We start from the raw sequence: 17,532 nt of genomic DNA on the forward strand, positions 1-17,532 counted from the left end.
CCGCCGCACGCTCGACCTCGGCGGCGGCGCGGCGCTCGGCCGCGGTCGCCTGGAGCGCCTCGAGGCGGGCACGGAGCCCGTCGAGGTCGCCGACGGCCGCCGGCTCGGCGACCTCGTCGGTGAGCCGCGCGAGCGTCTGGTCGATCTCCTTGACGGAGAGGTCGGTGGCGCCGAGCCGGGCCTCGAAGAGCGTGACCTTCGCCTGCAGGTCGAGGAAGCGCCGCACGTAGAGCGCGAGCGCCTCCTCCTCCGTGGCGCCGGGGTACTGGCCCACCACGCGCTCGCCCGCGGCCTCGCGGACCGAGACGTTGCCCTCGGCGTCGACGCTCCCGAAGGTCGCGGCGTGGGCCGCCTCGGCGGCGTCCTGCGGCGGTGCGACGGGTGCGGCCGGCGTGGCGGCGACCGTGGCGGGCGTCGGGTGGGCCGGCGGGTGCGGGACCGGTCGCGGGCGGGGTGTCGGGCGGATCGACGACGGGCTCGGCGCCGGCGCGGGGGCGCTGGCCGCGGGAGCTGCGGCCGCCGCCTCGACCTCGACGGGCGTCTCGTCGGCCGGGGCCTCGACGGCCTCGTCGTCGGTGACGACATCAGCCGTCCCGGCATCGGCGATCACGTCGCCGACGGGATCGTCAGCAGGTGCCTCAGCCGCAGGAGCCTCGTCGACGGGAGCCTCGTCAACCGGCGTGTCCTCGACGGGAGCCTCTTCGACAGGAGTCCCCTCGTCAGTGGCCTCGTCGACCGGAGCGGCCTCGACGGGAGCGACCTCGGCAGGAGCCTCCTCGTCAGTGGCCTCGTCGACCGGAGCGGCCTCGACGGGAGCGACCTCGGCGGGAGCCTCCTCGACAGGAGCCTCTTCGGCGGCGGCCTCGTCGACCGGGGCTTCGTCGAGAGCAATCTCGTCGGGAGCGTCCTCACCAGCCGTGTCGGGAGCCGCAGCGTCGACCTCGTCGGTCACCGCAGCCGTCTCGGGCTGCTCGGCCTCGGTGGCCGGGACGGAGTCGTCGGATTCGGGTCGGGACGTCGGGGTCTGAGTCACTGGATGTTCACTCCCTCGATGATGACGTCGGACACCGGGACCGAGGTCCCTTCGACGGTGCCCGCGTCGGCGATGGCCTGCAACACGTCCATCCCGGACGTGATGTGGCCGAACACGGTGTAGCCACCCGCACTGTCTGCGGGAATCGGTGAGTCCTTGTAGACCAGGAAGAACTGGCTGCCCATGGAGCTGCCGTCGTTCTGGGTCCGTGCCATCGCGATCGTGCCGGCGGGGTAGACGCCGTCGGCGGGTGCGTTCTCGATCGGGCCCCAGGTGTAGCCCGGACCGCCGGTGCCGCCGGTGGTGGGGTCGGCGGTGCCGAGGGCGGTCGGGTCGCCGCACTGCAGGACGTAGAGACCCTCCTGCTCGCCGGTGAGGCGGTGGCACTTCGTCGTGTCGAAGAAGCCCGAGCCGGCGAGCGTCACGAAGTTGGCGACGGCCTGCGGCGCGGCGGCGCCGTCGAGCTCGATGCCGAGGTCGCCCTGCGCGAGCTTGATGTCGCCGGTCCAGGTGCGGTTCTGCGCGAGCGACGGGTCCGGGACCTCGGCGGCGTTCGCCGGGGGAGCGGTGGACGTGACCGAGGGGCTCGGCGAGGCGGCGGGAGTGTCGTCGCGGGTCAGCGCGAACGCCGCGACCACGCCGGTGCTGAGCACGAGCGCGCCGACGATGCTGCCGGCGATGACCCGCTGGCGGTGCTTCGCTGCACGCGCCTTGGCCTGACGCTCCTGCCACTTCTCGTACCGGCGGCGCTCGTACTCACGCTCGCGCTTGCTGGACACGCACACTCCTCGCGTCGTCGTGCGGTGCGGCAGGTCGTCCACCTGCCGCACTGCATGAAGGGATCCCGGGACAGTCTAGGCAAGCCTCGGCTTCCGGCGACCAGCGGCGCCACCGCGTGACATCACAGTCCGGCCACGTCGTGCGGCTACCGTGCCTGTCATGCAGGTCGTCACGGTCGTCTCCGCGGTGTTCGGCGCACGCTGCAGCGTGCTGGTCCACGACGACGGGACGTGCGTCGTCATCGACGCCGGCGCCGGTGTCGCCGACGAGGTCCTCAGGCTGGTCGCCGCGCGAGGCCTGCGGCCCGCCGCGGTCCTGGCGACGCACGGCCACGTCGACCACACGTGGGACGCCGGCCGGCTCTCGGAGGCGCTCGGCGTGCCGATGGTGCTGCACGCCGCCGACGCCTACCGCCTGCAGGACCCGTTCGGGACGCTCGGGCTGGGGGAGCCCACGCACGACCCGTCCGGTCCGCTCGCGCAGGCGCTGGCCGCCGTCGGCGTGGACCCGGCCGGGTACGCCGCACCGGTTCGGGTCGAGACTTTCGGGTCCGTCGACGACGAACGGTCGGCCGACGTCGTCCTCACGTTCGGGGCCCTGCGGGTGACGGCGCGGCACGCTCCGGGGCACACGGAGGGCTCGACGCTGTACCTGGTCGACTCGATCGCGTTCACCGGCGACGTCCTGTTCGCGGGGACGATCGGCCGGACCGACCTGCCCGGCGGTGACGGCGCGACGATGGCCCGGACGCTGCGGGAGGTCGTCGCGACCCTGCCGACGGAGACCGTCGTCGTGCCCGGGCACGGCCCGACCAGCGACATCGCCACGGAGCTCGCCGACAACCCGTACCTGCGGAGCCGATAGCCGGTCCCGGACACCCGCGAGCGTCTGGAAGGATCGGGCCCCATGGCGCGACCGACCCCCCTGTCCGGATTCCCCGAGTGGCTCCCCGAGGGGCGCCTCGTCGAGCAGCACGTGCTCGACGTCCTGCGCCGGACGTTCGAGCTGCACGGGTTCGCAGGCATCGAGACGCGCGCGGTCGAGCCGCTCGACCAGCTGCTGCGCAAGGGTGAGACCTCCAAGGAGGTCTACGTGCTGCGCCGGCTCCAGGAGGAGGCCGGTGCCGAGCCGGACCGTGCCGGGACGCTGGGCCTGCACTTCGACCTCACCGTCCCGTTCGCCCGGTACGTGCTGGAGAACGCGGGACACCTCGCGTTCCCGTTCCGGCGCTACCAGATCCAGAAGGTCTGGCGTGGCGAGCGGCCCCAGGACGGCCGCTTCCGCGAGTTCGTCCAGGCCGACATCGACGTCGTCGGGGCGGGCGCCCTGCCGTACCACTACGAGGTCGAGCTGCCCCTGGTGATGGCGGAGGCGCTGGGCGCCCTGCGGGAGATCGGCGTGCCGCCGGTGCGCATCCTGGTGAACAACCGCAAGGTCGCCGAGGGCTTCTACCGGGGTCTCGGGCTGACGGACGTCGAGGCTGTGCTGCGCAACATCGACAAGCTCGACAAGATCGGGCCKGAGAAGGTCGCGGCGCTCCTCGTCGCCGAGGCCGGCGCCGACGAGGACCAGGCCCGCAAGTGCCTCGAGCTCGCGGCCATCAGCGGGTCCGACGAGTCGGTCGTCGACCGGGTGCGGGAGCTCGCGGGCGAGACGAACGAGCTCCTCGACGAGGGCCTGGCCGAGCTCGGCGCCCTCATCCGCGCGGCCGCAGTGCGCGCGCCCGGCGTCGTCGTCGCCGACCTCAAGATCGCGCGCGGTCTCGACTACTACACCGGGTCCGTCTACGAGACGGTGCTGGTCGGTCACGAGCAGCTGGGCTCGATCTGCTCGGGCGGTCGCTACGACACGCTCGCCTCCGACGGCGCCACGACCTACCCGGGCGTCGGCCTGTCGATCGGGGTGTCACGGCTGGTGTCCCGACTGATCGGCAGCGGGCTCGTCGCGGCGACGCGTTCGGTGCCGAGCGCGGTCCTGGTGGCCGTCACCAACGAGGACGACCGCGACCGGTCCGACGCCGTCGCCGCCGCGCTGCGGGCTCGCGGCATCCCCGTCGAGGTGGCGCCGTCCGCGGCCAAGTTCGGCAAGCAGATCCGGCACGCCGACCGCCGGGGGATCCCGTTCGTGTGGTTCGTGGCCGACGACGCGGGCTCTCCCGACCAGGTCAAGGACATCCGGTCCGGCGAGCAGGTGGACGCCGACGCCGCCTCGTGGGCGCCCACGAACGCAGACCTCTGGCCTCGGGTGGTGCCGGCGGTCAGTTGAGGACGGCGATGCCGAGGTTGAGCGTCGTCGCGAAGGCGACCCACGTCAGGTAGGGGCCGAGGAGCCACGACGCCACGTGCGAGTGCTGCCAGAACGCGACGGCCGTGGCGATGAGCACGACCTCGAGCGCGACGATGATGCCGAGGGCGACCCAGACGAGCCGGCCGCTGAAGAAGATGGGCGTCCATGCGGCGTTGAGGGCCAGCTGGACGATGTAGAGCGTGAGCGCCCGGCGTGCCGGCGCCCAGCCACCGCGGCGCCAGACAAGCCACGCCGCGACGCCCATGAGCACGTAGAGCACGCCCAGGCGGGGGCGAAGACCCAGTTCGGCGGGTTCCACGGCACCTTCTCGGCGTCCGCGTACCAGCCGTCGACACCGGAGGCCGTGGACAGCCCGCCGAGGCCGCCGACGACGAAGTTCACGGCGACGAGCAGCACGAGCACGAGCGCGCTGCCGACGCCCCGCTGCGGGTGCTCCGTGCGGGCATCGGGGGCGTCGACCTGCGCGGTTCCCATCGACCGAGCGTGCGGGCGGCGCTGCGGCACGGCAACCGGAGCGCCTGCTTGACACCGGATCGAACACATGTTCGCATGGGTTCATGCGATGGGACGGGCAGAAGCTGGGCACCGCCGAGGCGACCGCGCTGCCCGGTCTCGCCCTGGCTGGGCTCCAGCGCAGCGTGCGGACGCCGGAGTTCGCCGGGGTCACGTTCCACGAGGTGGCGTGCAAGAGCGCGTTGAACAAGGTGCCCGAGGCGTCGCGGATGCCGTTCCGCTGGACGGTCAACCCGACGAGGGGCTGCCTTCACGGATGCTCCTACTGCTTCGCGAGGCCGACGCACGAGTACCTCGACATGAACGCCGGACGCGACTTCGAGACGCAGATCGTCGTCAAGACGAACGTCGTCGACGTGCTGCGGGCCGAGCTCGCGCGGCCGAGCTGGAAGCGCGAGCACGTGGCGCTCGGCACGAACACGGACCCCTACCAGCGGGTGGAGGGCCGGTACAGGTTCATGCCGGGGATCATCGAGGCCCTGGCCGCGAGCGGGACGCCGCTCTCGATCCTCACGAAGGGCACGCTGCTGCGCCGCGACCTTCCGCTCCTCGCGGAGGTGTCACGGTCGGTGCCGGTCGGGATAGGGGTCTCCCTGGCCATCGGGGACGAGTCGCTGCAGCAGGCGATGGAGCCGGGGACGCCGACACCCCGGGCACGCCTGGACCTCATTCAGGCCATCCGGGACGCCGGGTTGCCGTGCGGTGTCATGGTCGCGCCGGTGCTGCCCTGGCTCACGGACGACCGCGGGCAGCTCGACGCTCTGCTGCGGGAGCTGGCGCGTGTTGGTGCGACGGGTGTCACCGTGCTGCCGCTGCACCTGCGGGGTCCGGTCAAGCCGCTGTTCTTCACGTGGCTGGCCGAGCACGCTCCCGCGCTGCTGCCCAGGTACCAGGAGCTGTACGGGAAGGGTGCGTACGCCCCGCGCGAGTACGCGGCGTGGCTCGACGAGCGCATCCGGCCCCTGCTGGTCCGGTACGGCTTCGCCGGACGCGGCGGCGGCCACCGGGCGCCGGGGGAGGGCTCGTACCCGACGGGCAGCATCGCCGACGCCGGGCTGCCCGTGCACGAGCCGGCGGTCGCGACGGCGCAGCCCGTCTTGTTCTGACGACGGGCGCAGAGCGCCGACCGCGCCTAGCGTGGCGCGGTGACGACATCGGCCTCCGGCGTGACCCGGCTCGCGTTCGACGGCCACATCGCGGGGTTCGGCACCGCGGAGGGGACCCGCGTGGTGGTCGGGCGCTGGCTCGGCTCGCCGCTCGGTCCGTTCGTCGACGTCATGGTCGAGCGCGCGGACGGCACTCGCCTGCTCCTGGCCCCACGGGACGACGTGGGGGAGCTGGTGGCGTCGGCGTACGAGTTCGACGCCGTCCACGTCGTGCCGGTCGGGCTGCGCGCCGACGAGGGCCGACGCCGGTGGCGGCTGCGCGCCGGGCCCCTGACCGCGGACATCGGCATCGGGCCGCGCACCGGTATCGGCCGCATGCTCGTCGTCGTCCCGCGGCACCCGGCGGTCGCCCCACTCGTCGCCGCCGCGGCCGACCCCTTCGCCCAGGCGCTCCTGGACGGTGTCCGCACCCGTGGCACCACGGGTCGGGGGTATCGCGAGTGGTACACGGCAACCGACCAGCACGCGATCACCGCGGTGCGGGCGCTCTGGGGCTCGGCAGACCTCGGCGCACTGGCGCCCGTCGTGCCGGCGGTGCGTTTCGGGTTCTCCTCGGTCCCGGCGGCGCCGAGCGTGACCCGCGTGCGCACGACCATCGAACTGACGGCGGACCGCTCACCGCACGGGCACTAAGATCGTGCGGGCGTCCGACGGGCGCTCCCACCCTCGACCCCGAAGGACCCTCCGTGCTCCGCACCCACACGGCCGGCTCGCTGCGAGCCGAGCACATCGGTACCACCGTCACCCTCACGGGCTGGGTGGACCGGCGGCGCGATCACGGTGGGGTCGCGTTCGTGGACCTGCGGGACGCCTCGGGCATCGCCCAGGTTGTCGTCCGCGACGAGGCCGTGGCGCACGGGTTGCGCGCCGAGTACGTGCTGCAGGTGACGGGCGAGGTCGGCCGTCGGCCCGCGGGCAACGAGAACCCCAACCTCGCGACCGGTGAGGTCGAGCTCGTCGCCACCGACGTCGTGGTGCTCAACGAGTCCGAGCCGCTGCCGTTCCAGGTCTCATCGTCCCTCGACGAGGTCGTCGGCGAGGAGGCTCGCCTCAAGTACCGCTACCTCGACCTGCGCCGGCCGGCCCCCGCCCGCGCGATGCGCCTGCGCGCCAAGGCCAACCAGGCCGCCCGCCGCGTGCTCGACGCGCAGGACTTCGTCGAGGTCGAGACCCCGACGCTGACGCGCTCGACGCCCGAGGGTGCCCGCGACTTCCTGGTGCCGGCGCGGCTGGCGCCCGGGTCCTGGTACGCCCTGCCGCAGTCGCCGCAGCTGTTCAAGCAGCTGCTCATGGTCGGCGGGCTCGAGCGGTACTACCAGATCGCCCGCTGCTACCGCGACGAGGACTTCCGCGCGGACCGCCAGCCGGAGTTCACGCAGCTCGACGTCGAGATGAGCTTCGTCGAGCAGGATGACGTGATCGCCCTCGGCGAGCAGATCCTCGTCGCGCTGTGGGACCTCATCGGGGTGAGCATCCCGACGCCGATCCCGCGCATCACGTTCGCGGAGTCGATGGCGCGCTACGGCAACGACAAGCCCGACCTCCGGTTCGGGCTCGAGCTGGTCGAGCTGACGTCGTTCTTCGCCGACACGCCGTTCCGTGTGTTCCAGGCCCCGTACGTCGGCGCCGTCGTCCAGCCCGGCGGCGGCTCCACGCCGCGCCGCGGGTTCGACGCGTGGCAGGAGTGGGCCAAGCAGCGCGGCGCCAAGGGCCTCGCGTACGTCACGGTCGGCGAGGACGGCGAGCTCGGCGGCCCGGTGGCCAAGAACATCTCCGAGGCCGAGCGTGCGGGTCTCGTGGCCGCCGTGGGCGCCAGCCCCGGCGACGCGGTCTTCTTCGCGGCGGGGCCGATCAACGACGCCCGCGCCCTGCTCGGCGCGGCGCGGCTCGAGATCGGCCGTCGCGGCGGGCTGATCGACGAGAACGAGTGGAAGTTCGTGTGGGTGGTCGACGCCCCGCTGTTCAAGCCGACGGGTGAGGACGACGACGTCGCGGTCGGTGAGGGCGCCTGGACGGCCGTGCACCACGCGTTCACGTCGCCGACCCCCGACTGGATCGACACGTTCGAGCAGGACCCGGGTGCCGCCCTGGCCTACGCGTACGACATCGTGTGCAACGGCAACGAGATCGGCGGCGGCTCGATCCGTATCCACCGGCGTGACGTGCAGGAGCGCGTGTTCGACGTCATGGGCATCGGGCCGGACGAGGCGCAGGAGAAGTTCGGCTTCCTGCTCAAGGCGTTCCAGTTCGGCGCGCCGCCGCACGGCGGGATCGCCTTCGGCTGGGACCGCATCCTCGCGCTGCTGACGGGCTCGGAGTCGATCCGCGACGTCATCGCGTTCCCGAAGTCGGGCGGCGGCTTCGACCCGCTGACGGCCGCGCCGGCGCCGATCACGCCGCAGCAGCGCCGCGAGGCCGGCGTGGACGCCAAGGCGAAGGTCGCGACCGAGGCCTGATGGCGGACCTGCTCGAGCTCCTCCCGCCGCGCTGGCGGGAGGACCGGATGATCGTCGGCGACCGGTCCCGGTGGGACGCCGTCGAGGTGCACGGCGACGACGACGGCCTCCTGCTGGTGCTGGGCGGTCCCGAGCGCCCGACGCTTCTCGGTCGCGGCGACGCGACCGTCGTCGACGGGCTCGTCGCCGGCCTCGACCGCGGTGCGGTCCGCTGGATGAGCCTGCCCCGCGGCTCCGCGCCGACCGCCGGCACGCTCGCGCGCCTCGCGCTCGTCCCGTTCTCGCAGTGGGACTGGATGACGAGCGACGCGTCTCCGCCCGCCGCGCCGGGGGAGCGCGAGGTCCGCCGGCTGGACCCGGTCGGCGACGCGGAGGCGATCCGCGCCTGCCTGCGGGTGGCGAACCCCGGGACGTCGGCGGATCCGACCGGTCCCGACGAGCTGGGCTGGTGGGGCGTCGGCGACGGCGAGCTGGTCGGCGTGGTCGGCGCGTCCGAGCGCAGTGGTCCGGGCGACGGTCGGTCCTGGCACGTGCACGGGCTCGGGGTCCTGCCGGTGCAGCGCGGCACGGGCCTGGGCAGCGCGCTCACGGCGGCGGTGACCCGGGCCGGCCTGGCCGAGGGCGCGTCGTGGGTGTCTCTCGGCATGTACGCGGACAACGATGACGCCCGCCGGATCTATCACCGCCTCGGCTACCGCACGGAGGCCGAGCTGACGTCCTTCTCGCCGGCCGGCGCGGCAACGCCTCCGGACTGAGTCACCACTGCCGCGTCGGCCAGTGCTCCTGCGAGATCGACGGGTTGCTGCGGGCCTCGGCGTCGGGCGCCTCGTCCTCCTCGTGCGCCCAGGACCACGTGCTCGGCAGGAGCTTCAGCCAGAGCAGGAGGTTGTCCGGGTCGACGACGATCCACCACTTCTCGGCTATCCAGAGGAACAGCAACGCGGTCGCGACGAGAACAGCCGTCCACAGCACGCCGATCCCCAGGCAGGCGAGGACGAGCACGAGAAGCAAGGGAGTGACGACCGCGACCGTCACCGCGGTCGCGACGACAACCCGGACCGCACGCCGCGGACGCCAGCGCCACCGGACCCCGAGCACGTCCTGCCAGGTCATCGGTGCTCCTCGGGCGTCGTCGCAGGATGCGCACGCTAGCAACCACGGAGGTGTCCTGGGGGAGGCTTCACCCGTCCGCCGGTACGACTCAGTGGGTGACCGAGAGCCGGTCGTAGAGCCGTCGCAGGAACGGCGGGGCCCACCAGTTGGCGCGGCCCAGCAGCGTCATCGTGGCCGGCACGAGCAGCATGCGGACCAGCGTCGCGTCGATGAGCACGGCGACGGCCAGCGAGAAGCCGACCTCCTTGATCACGAGAAGCTGGCCCGCCACGAAGCCGGCGAACACGACGATGACGATGAGCGCGGCGGACGTGATGATCCGGCCCGACCGCTGCAGGCCCAGCCGGACGGCCTGGTCGTTGGGCAGCCCGGCGTCGACGAGCTCCTTGATCCGGGACAGCAGGAAGACCTCGTAGTCCATGGCCAGCCCGAACGCGAACGCGATGACGAGCGCGATGACGTACGTCTCGATGCCCCCCGTCGGCGTGAAGTTCAGCAACCCGGACAGGTGACCGTCCTGGAACACCCAGACCAGCACGCCGAGGGACGCGGCCAGCGAGATCGCGTTGGTGAGCAGCGCCTTGACGGGGACGACGACCGAGCCGGTCATGAGGAAGAGCAGGACCAGGCTGGTGAGCGCGACGATCGCGATCGCCCATGGTGCGCGGTCCACGACCGCCGCGGTGAAGTCGATCTGGGACGCGGCCTGCCCGGTGACCCACGTGGGGAACGGGGCATCGAGGTCGCGGATGTCCTGGACCACGCCGCGCGCGACGGCGTCGCCGGGGTCGTCCGTGTCGGGCCGGACGCCGATGACGACGTACGACCCGGTCGGCGACGGCGCGTCGACCGACGCGACACCGTCGATGTCGTCGAGCGTGGCGGCCCACGCGGTCGCCTCGTCCAGGGAGGTCTGGGCGACCACCGTGATCGCCGGCGCGGAGGCGGCCGGGTAGTCGCGGGCGAGGGTGTCGACGAACTCGCGCTGCGTGCTGCCCGCCGGGAGCAGCTCCGTGGTCGAGTTGCGGAGCTCGAGGTGCGCCAGGGGGAGCGCGAGGATGCCGAGCACGACGAGGCAGCCGACGAGGACGAACCACGGATGGCGCTGGACGCGCGCGGTGAGTCGGGAGAAGACGCCCTCCTCGGTCTGCACGTCGGCGGTCCGCGCGAGGAGCCCCCGCAGCCCGGGGATGCGCGCCAGGATGCTGGGCCGGATGAGGCGCCGCCCGGCGAGGACGAGGAGCGCGGGGACGAGGGTCAGCGCCGTGGCGGCAGCGACCACGATCACCGCGACCCCGGCCGCGCCGAACGCCCGCAGGATGGGCGGCTGGAACACCAGGAGGCCGGCGATCGAGATGGCGACGATGAGCGCCGAGAAGGCGACCGTCCGGCCCGCCGTGGCCGTCGTCCGCTCGATCGCGGTGAGCACCGCGCCGTCGCCCCGCCGTCGTCGGCTCGCCTGGCCGTCGTCGTCGTCGACCAGGTGGTGCAGCTCCTCGCGGAACCGCGACACCATGAGCAGGCCCCAGTCGATCGACAGCCCCAGGCCGAGCACGGTGACGATGTTGACGACGGACGAGTCGAGGTCGAGGACGTACGAGAAGGCCAGCAGCGCCGCGAGCCCGCCCGCGATCGACGCGATCGCTCCGGCCATCGGCATGGAGGCGGCGAGGAACCCCCCGAACACCAGGATCATGACCAGCAGGGCGATGGGCAGCGCGATGGCCTCGCCGGTGCGTAGGTCGGTCTCCACCTGCTCGGTGATCGCCTCGACGATGAGCGTGGTCCCGCCGACGATCCCGGTGACGCCCGGGGCGACGACCTCGAGGTCGGTGGGGATCTCCTGCAGGCGTTGCTCGACGTCGTCGAGCGCGGCCTGCTGGTCCTCCGCGGACAGGTCGGGTTCGAGTTCGACCACCACGAGGAAGCCGTCGCCGTCCTGCGCGACCAGAGGGGCGGCGGCGGGGTTCGCGGCGCCGTCCGGCAGCCCGAGGGGGTCGATCACGGAGACGACGCCGTCGATCGCCGCGAGCTCCTCGCGGGCCGGGGCGAGCGCCGTGGCCACGTCGGGGTCGGCGGGATCGACGCCCTCGAGGACCAGCGTGAGCGACGGCCCGCTCTCGTCCGCGTCGTCGAGGATCTGCCGCCCTTCGGCGCTCTCGGAGCCGGGGACCCCCGGCGCGCCCGTGCTCAGCCGGTCGAAGAGGTTCTCGCCGTGGACCCCGAGCACGGCCAGCCCGTACCCGAGCACGGCGAGGACCAGCCACGCGACGACGGTGAGGCGTGGGTGGTGGGCGACGGCGCGACCGACTCGGGCGAACACGCGGGCCATCGTCGCAGGTGGAACGGCCGTCGCGCACACGGTGGCTCTCGGATGTGGGTCCGCGTGCGTACCCTGCCCGCATGGACCTGTTCGATGCGGTCACGTCGACGGCCACGGGTCTGCCCGCCGTCGGGGCCGGTGCGCCGCTCGCCGTCCGCATGCGGCCGCGGGAGCTGGGCGAGGTCGCCGGGCAGGAGCACCTGCTCGTCGCCGGCTCGCCGCTGCGCCGTCTGGTGGAGCCGGCGAACGAGGCCGCCCGCCGGGCCGCGCCCACCTCGGTGGTGCTCTGGGGCCCGCCGGGAACGGGCAAGACCACCCTGGCGTACCTCATCGCCGCGACGTCCGGCCGCCGGTTCGTCGAGCTCTCCGCGGTGACCGCGGGGGTCAAGGACGTGCGCGCGGTCATCGAGGACGCCCGCCGCCGCCTGGCCAGCGACGGCACCGAGACGGTGCTGTTCATCGACGAGGTGCACCGCTTCACCAAGGCGCAGCAGGACGCCCTGCTGCCCAGCGTCGAGAACCGCTGGGTCACCCTCGTGGCCGCGACGACGGAGAACCCGTCGTTCTCGGTCAACTCGCCGCTGCTGTCCCGTTCCCTGCTGCTCACGCTGCAGCCGCTCGACACGGACGACGTGCGGCGCCTGGTCCGCCGGGCGGTCGAGGACGAGCGAGGCCTCGGCGGGGCGATCACGCTGTCCGAGGACGCCGAGGACCACCTGCTGCGCCTGGCCGGCGGGGACGCGCGCAAGGCGCTCACCATCCTCGAGGCCGCCGCCGGGTCCGCGCTCTCGGAGGAGGGCGCGGCACCGCCCGTCCTGGTCGACCTGGCCACCATGGAGCGGGCGATCGACGTCGCCGCGGTGCGCTACGACCGCGACGGCGACCAGCACTACGACGTGATCAGCGCGTTCATCAAGTCGGTGCGCGGCTCCGACGTCGACGCGTCCCTGCACTACCTCGCACGGATGATCGCCGCGGGGGAGGACCCCCGGTTCATCGCCCGTCGGATCGTCATCTCCGCGGCGGAGGACGTCGGCATGGCGGACCCGAGCGCCCTGCAGACGGCGGTCGCGGCCGCGCAGGCCGTCGCCCTCATCGGCATGCCGGAGGCCCGGATCATCCTGGCCGAGGCCGTGGTCCACCTGGCGACGGCGCCGAAGTCGAACGCCGCCTACCTCGGGATCGACCGCGCGCTGGCCGACGTCCGCGCGGGCCGCATCGGCTCCGTCCCGGCGCACCTGCGCGACGCGCACTACGCGGGAGCCAAGGTGCTGGGCCACGGGACGTCGTACGTGTACGCGCACGACCAGCCGCACGCAGTGGCGGCGCAGCAGTACCTGCCCGACGAGCTGCAGGGCACCCGGTACTACGAGCCGAGCGACCGCGGGTACGAGCGCCAGGTCACCGAACGCCTCGACCGGATCCGCGCGATCCTCGACGACCAGGGCTGATTCTCCGGATCAGGCCGCCGCAGGGTAGAGTGACGGCGTCGTCCGCGGGACGGGTGTGCTCGTGTGCCCCCCGACCGGACGACCACCTGGGGCCTTAGCCAGCGTCGAGAACAGACGCGACGCATCCACGGTCGGCCCCACGCCCGGCGGAACATCTCCGTCTCCGGGTGTGACGTCTACAACGACAGGAAGTAACTCTGTGAGCAGCGTGACCCGCTCGCGTCGCCAGGTGCGCCTTTCCCGCGCCCTCGGCCTCGCGCTGACGCCCAAGGCCGTCAAGCACTTCGAGAAGCGGCCGTACCCCCCCGGCGAGCACGGCCGTGCGCGTCGTCGCACCGAGTCGGACTACGCGGTCCGTCTCCGTGAGAAGCAGCGTCTCCGCGCCCAGTACGCCCTGCGCGAGAAGCAGATGGCTCGTGCGTACGAGGACGCCCGCAAGGCCCCGGGCCTGACCGGTGAGGCGCTCGTCGAGAACCTCGAGACCCGCCTGGACGCCCTCGTCCTGCGCTCGGGCTTCGCCCGCACCATCCTGCAGGCCCGCCAGGTCGTCGTGCACCGTCACGTGCTCGTCGACGGCAAGATCGTGGACCGTCCCTCCTTCCGCGTGAAGCCGGGCCAGACCCTCCAGGTCAAGCCGAAGAGCCAGGCCACCGTGCCGTTCCAGGTCGCCGCCGCCGGTGCCCACCGCGACGTCCTCCCGGCCGTCCCGGGCTACCTCGACGTGCAGCTCGAGAAGCTCAGCTCCGTCCTGGTCCGCCACCCGAAGCGCGCCGAGATCCCCGTGACGTGCGAGGTCCAGCTGGTCGTCGAGTACTACGCCCGCTGATCTGATCTCCTCACGGACGCCCCGCCGCGCACCTGCGCTGCGGGGCGTCCGTGCGTCCGGGGACGGGTAGGGTTTCCGCGGGGTCGAGGACCCCAGGACCAGGAGGCTGGACATGTCGGTGGGTGACGTCGCGGGGCTGATCGCCGCGATCGCGTTCGTGCTGCTCGTGGGCTTCTTGGCGGTGCCGCTCATCAAGCTGGGGCGGGTGCTGGACGAGACGCGGACGTCGGTCAAGGAGATCACGGACCACACCGTGCCGGTGCTCGACGAGACCGCCACGCTGGTCGCGTCCTCGAACACCCAGCTCGTGAACATCGACACGGTCACGACCGCCGCCGCGCAGGTGTCGGAGAACGTCTCGGCCCTCACGTCGCTGTTCGCCGCGACGGTCGGCTCGCCGATGATCAAGGTCGCCGCGTTCTCGTACGGGGTGCGCCGGGCACTGTCCGGCCTCGCGGCGAGCTCCCGCCGGAGCCGATGATGGCGCGCCGCCTGACCTGGCTCGCGGTGGGCGTCGTCGTCACCGTGATCGTGATCCGCAAGGGGCGCACGATCGTCGAGACCTACCTGCCCGCCGGCACGGGCGAGACGCTCGACGGGGTGCAGCGCGTCTCGCACGCCGTGGCCACGCTCAAGAGCGAGTTCCTGGCCGGGATGGCCGAGCGCGAGCAGCAGCTGCGGCACGACCTGGTGGGCGACGTCGACGTCGAGGCGTTGAAGGCCGAGCGCCCCGAGCGGACCGAGAACCTGAAGCGAGCGTGGTCCACCGCCCGCCACCGCGACGCCGACTGGACCGGTCCGACCGAGGACCCGGACGACGACGACGGCTACACCTTCTTCTAGGCACGACCCCTACACCGATTGACGACGAGGACACGATGCGTACCGCCGAGATCCGCCAGCGCTGGCTCGACTACTTCGAGGGCAACGGCCACGCCGTCGTGCCCTCGGCCTCGCTGATCTCGCCGGACCCGTCGACCCTGTTCGTCATCGCCGGCATGGTCCCGTTCATCCCGTACATGCTGGGCGAGCAGACGCCGCCGTGGCCGCGCGCGACCAGCGTGCAGAAGTGCGTGCGCACCCTCGACATCGAGGAGGTCGGCAAGACCACCCGGCACGGCACGTTCTTCCAGATGAACGGCAACTTCTCGTTCGGGGACTACTTCAAGGAAGGCGCGATCACCTACGCCTGGGAGCTGGTCACTGGCTCGCGGGAGACGGGCGGCTTCGGCTTCGACCCCGACACCATCTGGGTCACGGTCTTCCACGACGACGACGAGGCGGCGGCGCTCTGGAAGCAGATCGCGGGCCTGCCCGACGAGCGCATCCAACGCCGCGGCTGGAAGGACAACTTCTGGTCCACCGGTGCGCGCGGGCCGTCGGGTCCGTGCTCCGAGATCTACGTCGACCGCGGGCCGGAGTTCGGCGCCGAGGGCGGTCCGGTCGTCGACGAGGACCGCTACCTCGAGATCTGGAACCTCGTCTTCATGCAGTACGAGCGGGGTGACGGGGGCGGCAAGGAGAACTTCCCGATCCTCGGCGACCTCAAGCAGAAGAACATCGACACCGGCATGGGGCTCGAGCGCGTCGCGTACCTGCTGCAGGGCGTCGACAACCTGTACGAGATCGACGAGGTCTTCCCGGTCATCGGAGGAGCGCAGGAGCTGTCCGGCAAGCGGTACGGCGCGTCCCACGACGACGACGTCCGCATGCGAGTCGTCGCGGACCACGTGCGCAGCGCCCTCATGCTCATGGGCGACGGCGTCACGCCCTCCAACGAGGGCCGCGGCTACGTGCTGCGCCGGCTCCTGCGCCGGTCCATCCGCGCGATGCGCCTGCTGGGGGTCGAGGACCTCGCGCTGCCCACGCTGCTCCCGCTGAGCAAGGACGCGATGAGCCCGTCCTACCCGGAGCTCGCGACGAACTTCGAGCGGCTCAGCCAGGTCGCGTACGCGGAGGAGGACACGTTCCGACGCACGCTCGCAGCGGGGACGACCATCCTGGACACCGCGGTGCAGACCATCAAGAAGCAGGCGAGCGCCGCGCTCTCCGGCGCGCAGGCGTTCCAGCTGCACGACACCTACGGCTTCCCGATCGACCTCACGCTCGAGATGGCGGCCGAGCAGGGCGTCGCGGTCGACGAGACGGCGTTCCGCAGCCTGATGAAGGAGCAGCGCGACCGCGCGCGGGCGGACGCGCTCGCCAAGCGCGCCGGCCGCGCGGACAACGCGGCGTACCAGGACTTGCACAGCACGCTGAGCACCGAGACGGCGAAGCCGGTGAATTTCGTCGGCTACACCGACGCGACCGCCCGGTCGCGCGTCGTCGGCCTGCTGGTCGACGGTGTCCCGGCTCCGGCCGCGACCGCGCCGGCGGACGTCGAGGTCGTGCTCGACGTGACGCCGTTCTACGCGGAGTCGGGTGGCCAGCTGGCCGACACGGGCGTGATCGTGCTCGACGGCGGCGCGCGCATCGAGGTCGACGACGTGCAGGCGCCGGTCAAGGGCCTGTCCGTGCACCACGGGCGCCTGGTCGACGGCACGGTCACCTTCGGTGAGTCGGGCACGGCGACCATCGACGTCGACCGCCGTCGCGCGATCGCACGCGCCCACACGGCGACGCACCTGGTGCACAAGGCGCTGCACGAGTCGATCGGCGAGGGCGCGACGCAGGCGGGTTCGCTCAACGCGCCGAGCCGGCTGCGTTTCGACTTCCGCTCGCCGTCGGCCACCCCGTCGGAGGTCGTCGCGGAGATCGAGGCGCGCGTCAACGACCGGCTCCAGGACGACCTCGAGATCACCGACTCCGTCATGAACATCGACGAGGCCCGTGGGCGGGGCGCAATGGCCCTGTTCGGCGAGAAGTACGGCAACGAGGTCCGCGTCGTCGACATCGGCGACGGCTGGTCGCTGGAGCTGTGCGCGGGCACGCACGTCAAGCGGTCGGGCGAGCTCGGGCTCGTCACCCTCCTGTCCGAGTCGGCGATCGGTTCGGGTGTGCGTCGCGTCGACGCCCTGGTCGGTGCGGGGGCGTACGGCTACCAGGCGAAGGAGCGCGCGCTCGTCGGGCAGCTCTCCGGCCTGCTCGGCGCGCGGCCCGACGAGCTGTCCGAGCGCGTGTCGGGGCTGCTGACCCGCCTCAAGGAGTCCGAGAAGGAGCTGGCCACGCTGCGGCAGGCGACCCTGCTCGCGCAGGCGGGCTCGCTCGCCGCCGGCGCGGCGACCGTGGGGGAGACCCGCGTGGTCACGCACGACGCGGGCGAGGTGGGCGGCGACGAGCTGCGCACGCTGGTGCTCGACGTGCGGTCGCGGCTCGGTGAGTCGGCGCCCGCGGTCGTCGCCATCGGCGGTGTCAGCAAGGGTCGTCCGGTCGTCGTCGTCGCGACGAACGCCAGCGCGCGCGAGCGCGGGATCCGGGCCGGAGCGCTCGTGCGCACGGCCTCGACCATCCTCGGCGGCGGCGGCGGCGGGAAGGACGACCTCGCACAGGGCGGCGGCACGGACCCCGCACGCCTGGCGGAGGCGCTGTCCGCCGTCAGCGCGGCGGCGAACGGCTGACGTGCTC

The 17,532-nt window shown here is 72.8% G+C and carries 14 protein-coding genes and 2 pseudogenes; 11 read left to right on the forward strand and 5 right to left on the reverse strand.

The window, feature by feature from the left end; genetic code table 11:
• Window positions 1-1,033, reverse strand: a pseudogene (locus tag ACXJKA_RS07800) (DUF349 domain-containing protein); the annotation flags it as partial.
• Window positions 1,030-1,812 (reverse strand): peptidylprolyl isomerase, encoded by a 783-nt coding sequence (locus tag ACXJKA_RS07805; RefSeq protein ID WP_456824624.1) that lies wholly within the window; start codon window positions 1,810-1,812, stop codon window positions 1,030-1,032. The pseudogene ACXJKA_RS07800 and the gene ACXJKA_RS07805, both read right to left, overlap by 4 nt.
• 160 nt (window positions 1,813-1,972) lie before the next feature.
• Between ACXJKA_RS07805 and ACXJKA_RS07810 the strand changes: the two genes are divergently transcribed.
• Together ACXJKA_RS07810 and hisS are read left to right on the forward strand one after the other, a co-directional pair.
• The gene (locus ACXJKA_RS07810) at window positions 1,973-2,677 is read left to right on the forward strand and encodes an MBL fold metallo-hydrolase (protein WP_456824625.1); all 705 of its coding nucleotides are present in this window, start codon (window positions 1,973-1,975) and stop codon (window positions 2,675-2,677) included.
• Window positions 2,678-2,719: 42 nt separating this feature from the next.
• Window positions 2,720-4,078, forward strand: a complete 1,359-nt coding sequence (hisS, locus tag ACXJKA_RS07815) for a histidine--tRNA ligase (RefSeq protein ID WP_456824626.1) — start codon at window positions 2,720-2,722, stop codon at window positions 4,076-4,078.
• On the opposite strand, the pseudogene ACXJKA_RS07820 reads toward hisS, so the two are convergent.
• A pseudogene (locus ACXJKA_RS07820) lies at window positions 4,071-4,663 on the reverse strand (TspO/MBR family protein). The gene hisS and the pseudogene ACXJKA_RS07820 overlap by 8 nt on opposite strands.
• Window positions 4,664-4,677: 14 nt before the next feature.
• Between ACXJKA_RS07820 and ACXJKA_RS07825 the strand changes: the two are divergent.
• From ACXJKA_RS07825 to ACXJKA_RS07840, 4 genes are read left to right on the forward strand one after another with little or no spacing between them, the layout of a single operon-like run.
• Complete coding sequence (locus ACXJKA_RS07825; RefSeq protein ID WP_456824627.1) at window positions 4,678-5,739, forward strand: Rv2578c family radical SAM protein; 1,062 nt, start codon at window positions 4,678-4,680, stop codon at window positions 5,737-5,739.
• Window positions 5,740-5,778: 39 nt separating this feature from the next.
• Window positions 5,779-6,432: a hypothetical protein gene (locus tag ACXJKA_RS07830; RefSeq protein WP_456824628.1), complete on the forward strand. Its 654-nt coding sequence runs from the start codon at window positions 5,779-5,781 to the stop codon at window positions 6,430-6,432.
• 53 nt (window positions 6,433-6,485) lie between these two features.
• Window positions 6,486-8,255 carry an aspartate--tRNA ligase gene (gene aspS, locus ACXJKA_RS07835; protein WP_456824629.1) on the forward strand — a complete coding sequence of 590 codons (1,770 nt, stop codon included), beginning with the start codon at window positions 6,486-6,488 and terminating at the stop codon, window positions 8,253-8,255.
• Window positions 8,255-9,010: a GNAT family N-acetyltransferase gene (locus ACXJKA_RS07840; protein ID WP_456824630.1), complete on the forward strand. Its 756-nt coding sequence runs from the start codon at window positions 8,255-8,257 to the stop codon at window positions 9,008-9,010. The genes aspS and ACXJKA_RS07840 overlap by 1 nt, the downstream gene beginning before the upstream one ends.
• Window position 9,011: 1 nt before the next feature.
• Here ACXJKA_RS07840 and ACXJKA_RS07845 read toward each other — a convergent pair whose 3' ends face one another.
• Together ACXJKA_RS07845 and ACXJKA_RS07850 are read right to left on the reverse strand one after the other, a co-directional pair.
• Window positions 9,012-9,368, reverse strand: a complete 357-nt coding sequence (locus tag ACXJKA_RS07845; protein ID WP_456824631.1) for a hypothetical protein — start codon at window positions 9,366-9,368, stop codon at window positions 9,012-9,014.
• 88 nt (window positions 9,369-9,456) lie between these two features.
• On the reverse strand, window positions 9,457-11,700 hold the full coding sequence (locus tag ACXJKA_RS07850; RefSeq protein WP_456824632.1) for an MMPL family transporter: 2,244 nt from the start codon (window positions 11,698-11,700) through the stop codon (window positions 9,457-9,459).
• A gap of 71 nt (window positions 11,701-11,771) precedes the next feature.
• On the opposite strand from ACXJKA_RS07850, the gene ACXJKA_RS07855 reads away from it, so the two are divergent.
• From ACXJKA_RS07855 to alaS, 5 genes are all read left to right on the forward strand, one after another.
• Window positions 11,772-13,142: a replication-associated recombination protein A gene (locus tag ACXJKA_RS07855; protein WP_456824633.1), complete on the forward strand. Its 1,371-nt coding sequence runs from the start codon at window positions 11,772-11,774 to the stop codon at window positions 13,140-13,142.
• A 199-nt stretch (window positions 13,143-13,341) separates the two neighbouring features.
• Window positions 13,342-13,968 carry a 30S ribosomal protein S4 gene (gene rpsD, locus ACXJKA_RS07860; protein WP_456824634.1) on the forward strand — a complete coding sequence of 209 codons (627 nt, stop codon included), beginning with the start codon at window positions 13,342-13,344 and terminating at the stop codon, window positions 13,966-13,968.
• A 112-nt stretch (window positions 13,969-14,080) separates the two neighbouring features.
• On the forward strand, window positions 14,081-14,449 hold the full coding sequence (locus ACXJKA_RS07865; RefSeq protein ID WP_456824635.1) for a DUF948 domain-containing protein: 369 nt from the start codon (window positions 14,081-14,083) through the stop codon (window positions 14,447-14,449).
• Window positions 14,449-14,811, forward strand: coding sequence for a hypothetical protein (locus tag ACXJKA_RS07870; RefSeq protein ID WP_456824636.1), 363 nt, complete (start codon window positions 14,449-14,451; stop codon window positions 14,809-14,811). The genes ACXJKA_RS07865 and ACXJKA_RS07870 overlap by 1 nt, the downstream gene beginning before the upstream one ends.
• 35 nt (window positions 14,812-14,846) lie before the next feature.
• Window positions 14,847-17,525: an alanine--tRNA ligase gene (alaS, locus tag ACXJKA_RS07875; RefSeq protein WP_456824637.1), complete on the forward strand. Its 2,679-nt coding sequence runs from the start codon at window positions 14,847-14,849 to the stop codon at window positions 17,523-17,525.
• Window positions 17,526-17,532: the final 7 nt, after the last annotated feature.

It is taken from the genome of Cellulomonas sp. P5_E12 (assembly GCF_054049315.1).

What these genes read in the sequence shown, in the direction of transcription:
- ACXJKA_RS07810 (WP_456824625.1), top strand. Translation starts at nt 1,973, where the DNA reads ATGCAGGTCGTCACGGTCGTCTCCGCGGTGTTCGGCGCACGCTGCAGC.
- ACXJKA_RS07845 (WP_456824631.1), bottom strand. Translation starts at nt 9,368, where the DNA reads ATGACCTGGCAGGACGTGCTCGGGGTCCGGTGGCGCTGGCGTCCGCGG.
- ACXJKA_RS07865 (WP_456824635.1), top strand. Translation starts at nt 14,081, where the DNA reads ATGTCGGTGGGTGACGTCGCGGGGCTGATCGCCGCGATCGCGTTCGTG.
- ACXJKA_RS07850 (WP_456824632.1), bottom strand. Translation starts at nt 11,700, where the DNA reads ATGGCCCGCGTGTTCGCCCGAGTCGGTCGCGCCGTCGCCCACCACCCA.
- ACXJKA_RS07855 (WP_456824633.1), top strand. Translation starts at nt 11,772, where the DNA reads ATGGACCTGTTCGATGCGGTCACGTCGACGGCCACGGGTCTGCCCGCC.
- ACXJKA_RS07840 (WP_456824630.1), top strand. Translation starts at nt 8,255, where the DNA reads ATGGCGGACCTGCTCGAGCTCCTCCCGCCGCGCTGGCGGGAGGACCGG.
- alaS (WP_456824637.1), top strand. Translation starts at nt 14,847, where the DNA reads ATGCGTACCGCCGAGATCCGCCAGCGCTGGCTCGACTACTTCGAGGGC.
- ACXJKA_RS07825 (WP_456824627.1), top strand. Translation starts at nt 4,678, where the DNA reads ATGCGATGGGACGGGCAGAAGCTGGGCACCGCCGAGGCGACCGCGCTG.
- ACXJKA_RS07870 (WP_456824636.1), top strand. Translation starts at nt 14,449, where the DNA reads ATGGCGCGCCGCCTGACCTGGCTCGCGGTGGGCGTCGTCGTCACCGTG.